The organism is Streptomyces sp. NPDC101151, assembly GCF_044768335.1.
Taxonomy (GTDB): domain Bacteria; phylum Actinomycetota; class Actinomycetes; order Streptomycetales; family Streptomycetaceae; genus Streptomyces.
The window spans coordinates 1-4,097 of the sequence record NZ_JBIWPP010000105.1 but is presented as its reverse complement, the minus strand read 5'-3'; the positions used below and the strand labels follow the sequence as shown (position 1 = coordinate 4,097).

Annotated in this window: 1 protein-coding gene; it reads left to right on the top strand. The window is 72.9% G+C overall.

Annotation, left to right across the window (positions count from 1 at the left end):
- Positions 1-4,097, top strand: a 4,097-nt coding sequence (locus ACIRU3_RS47395) for an SDR family NAD(P)-dependent oxidoreductase (protein ID WP_404070612.1), incomplete at both ends; no start/stop codon positions are given.

Below are 4,097 nucleotides of genomic sequence, written 5' to 3'. Positions count from 1 at the left end.
CGTCTTGAGGTGGCGGCGTTGAACGGTCCGTCCTCGACGGTGGTTGCCGGTGATCCGCAGGCTTTGGACGAGTTGCTTGCGGTGTGTGAGGCGGAGGGGGTCCGGGCGCGGAAGGTGCCGGTGGATTACGCCTCGCATACCTCGCATGTGGAGCGGATCGAGGATGAACTGGCGCGTGTGCTGGCCGGTATTCGTCCTGAGCCTGCTGTCGTGCCGTTCTTTTCGACGGTGGAGGGCCGGTTGCTCGACGCGTCGGAACTGGATGCGGGTTACTGGTATCGGAACCTGCGCCGGACGGTGCGCTTCGAGGAGACGGTCGGCGCTCTTGCCGCCGCCGGGGACGCGGTCTTCATCGAGGTCTCGGCCCACCCGGTGCTGGTGGCCGGGGTGCAGGACACGGCCGCGGAGCGCGGCGCGGAGCACTTCGGCGTCGTCGGCTCGCTGCGGCGGGACGAGGGGGGCCTGGACCGCTTCCTTGCCTCCGCTGCGGAGGCGTGGACGCATGGCGTCCGCGTCGACTGGGCCAAGGTGTTCGCCGGCACCGGCGCCGAGCAGGTGGAGCTGCCCACGTACGCCTTCCAGCGACGCCCCTACTGGCTGGAGGTCAGCCCCACCGCGGGCGGCGACATGGGCTCGGTCGGGCTGCTGCCCACGGCACACCCGCTGCTGGGTGCGGCGATGGACCTCCCGGACTCCGACGGCGTCGTCTTCTCCGGCCGGTTGTCGTTGCGGTCGCACGGGTGGCTTGCGGATCACGCGGTCGGCGGCACGGTGTTGTTGCCGGGTACGGCGTTTGTGGAGTTGGCGATCCGTGCGGGTGACCAGGTCGGTTGTGATGTGGTGGAGGAGCTGACGCTTCAGGCGCCGTTGATCCTTCCCGAGCGCGGTGGCGTTCAGCTGCGGCTGACCGTTGCCGAGCCGGACGGGTCCGGTCGCCGCGCGCTGACCGTTCATTCCCGTACAGAGACCACCCAGCCCCACGAGCAGCAGTGGACCTGCCACGCGACGGGCACGCTGGCTGACGGCGGGGCACGCTCCACGGAGCCGGCGGCCGACGAGCTGACGACGTGGCCGCCCACCGGGGCGGCGGCGCTGGACACCGAAGCCCTGTACGAGGAGTTCGCCGCCGCGGGACACGGCTACGGGCCGGTGTTCCAGGGGCTGCGGGCAGCATGGCGGCGCGGCGACGAGATCTTCGCCGAGGTCGCTCTGCCGGAGGACCAGCAGGACGAGGCTGCCCGCTTCGGCATCCACCCGGCACTGCTTGACGCGGCGTTGCACGGACTGCGGCTGGGCGACTTCTTCGCGGACGACCAGGCACGGCTGCCGTTCGCCTGGCGCGGCGTCACCCTGCGGGCCGCGGGCGCGACGACGCTGCGCGTGAAGCTGGCCCCGGCGGGTGCGGACGCGGTGTCGGTGCTGGTGGCGGACGCCACCGGCGCGACGGTGGCGTCGGCCGAGTCCCTCGTGGCGCGCCCGGTCGACCTCGAGCAGCTCGCGGCCGCCGCACCCGGAGGCCACCATGACGCCCTGTTCCGGGTCCGGTGGACGGCTGTGCCGGAGCCCGGCCAGGACACGGGCCAGGACCCGGTCACCTGGGTCTCGGTCGGTGCCGGTGGCGGTGAGACGTACGCGGACCTCGGTGCGCTGACGGATGCGGTCGCTTCCGGCGCTTCGGTGCCGGACGCGGTGGTCGTACCCTTCACCGTCACGGCCGCCGAGCAGGGCGTGACCGAGGCCGCCGCCGCGCACACCGCGCTCCGCCGAGTCCTGACACTGACTCAGACCTGGCTCGCCGACGAGCGCTTCGGCGCCTCCCGGCTCGTGCTGGTCACGCGCGGCGCGGTCACGACCGGGCCCGGCGACGCGGCGCCCGACCCGGCAGCCGCGGCCGTGTGGGGGCTTCTGCGGACGGCCCAGACGGAAAACCCGGGCCGGTTCGTGCTCCTCGACGCCGATCACACCGGCCACACCGATCACACCAGCCACGCCGACTGTGCCGACCTGACGGACGAGGTGCTCGCGCGGCTGCTCGCCGCCGACGAGCCGCAGCTCGCCGTGCGCGCCGGTACGGCGTACGCGGCACGGCTCGTGCCCGCCGCCGCGCCGACGGCACTTGCCGCTGCCGGGGCCTTTGGTCCTGGTTCGGGGACGGTGCTGGTCACGGGGGCGACGGGGACGCTGGGCGGTCTGGTGGCGCGGCATCTGGTGACCGGACACGGTGTCCGGCGGCTGGTGTTGGTGAGTCGTAGTGGTGCGCAGGCTCCGGGTGCGGCCGAGTTGGTGCGGGAGCTGTCCGGGCTGGGCGCGGATGTGAGCGTGGCGGCCTGTGATGTGGCTGACCGGGAAGCGTTGGCCGGGTTGCTGGCCGGGATTCCGGCCGAGTATCCGCTGACCGCCGTCGTGCACACCGCCGGCGTCCTCGACGACGGTCTCGTCGCCGGTCTCACCCCGGACCGGCTGGAGCGGGTGCTGCGGCCCAAGGTGGACGCGGCGTGGAACCTTCACGAACTCACCCGCGACCTGGACCTCTCCGCTTTCGTCCTCTTCTCCTCCGGGGCCGGCGTGCTCGGCAGCGCCGGGCAGGCCAACTACGCGGCGGCCAACGCCTTCCTGGACGCCCTGGCGGAGCTCCGCCGGGCGCAAGGCCTGCCCGCCGTGTCACTGGGCTGGGGCTTCTGGGCCCAGCGCTCCACGATGACCAGTGAGGTCGGCGAGGCGGACCTCGCCCGCATGACCCGCTCGGGGCTGGTCCCGCTCTCCTCCGACGAGGGCCTGGCGCTGTTCGACGCCGCGCTCGCGGTGGACGAACCGGTCCTGCTGCCGATGCGGCTGGACCTCACCGCGCTGCGCAACACCGACGAGCCCGCACCGGCTCTGCTGCGCGACCTGCTCCGAGGACCCGTGAGGCGTGCACGCGCCGCGGCGGCCGACGGCCCGGCCGGATCGGCGGGCTTGGCCCAGCAACTGGCGGGGCGGCCCGAGAGCGAACAACTGCGCACACTGGTGGAGCTGGTCCGCGGCCATGTCGCGACCGTACTGGGCCATGGCTCGGCGGACGCGGTGGACGACGGCCGGGCTTTCAAGGAGCTGGGCTTCGACTCGCTGACCTCGGTGGAGCTGCGCAACCGGCTCAACGCGGCCACCGGGCTGCGGCTGCCCGCGACGCTGGTCTTCGACCACCCGACGCCGGTCGCACTGGCCCGGCATCTGCTGGCGGAGCTGGCGGGCGTGGGCGTCGGAACCGTCGGCTCCACCCCCGTACCGGCGCTCGTCGCGAGCGATGACGACCCGATCGTCGTCACCGCGATGAGCTGCCGCTTCCCGGGCGACGTACGCACACCGGAGGAGCTGTGGGACCTGGTCGCCTCGGGGACCGACGCGGTGTCGCCGTTCCCGACGGACCGTGGCTGGGACATCGAGGATCTGTACGACCCGGACCCGGAGCGGAAGGGCAAGAGCTACGTGCGGGAGGGCGGCTTCCTGCACACGGCGGCCGACTTCGACCCGGACTTCTTCGGGATCTCGCCGCGTGAGGCGCTGGCCATGGACCCGCAGCAGCGGCTGCTGCTGGAGACCTCGTGGGAGGCGTTCGAGCGCGCCGGGATCGACCCGGGTGCGGTGCGCGGCAGCCGGACGGGCGTGTTCGCCGGAGTGATGTACAACGACTACGGCTCGCGGCTGCGGACCGCCCCGGAGGGTTTCGAGGGGTACCTCGGCAGCGGCAGCGCCGGGAGCGTGGCCTCCGGTCGCGTGGCCTACACGCTGGGTCTGGAGGGTCCGGCGGTGACGGTGGACACGGCGTGTTCGTCGTCGCTGGTGGCGCTGCATCTCGCGGTGCAGGCGCTGCGTAATGGCGAGTGCTCGCTGGCGCTGGCCGGCGGTGTGACGGTGATGTCCACACCGTCCGTCTTCGTGGAGTTCAGCCGCCAACGCGGGCTTGCCGCGGACGGCCGTTGCAAGTCCTTCTCGGACGCCGCGGACGGTGCCGCGTGGGCCGAAGGCGTCGGCATGCTGCTGTTGGAGCGGCTGTCGGACGCCCGGCGCAACGGTCACCCGGTGCTCGCGGTGGTGCGGGGCAGTGCGGTCAACCAGGA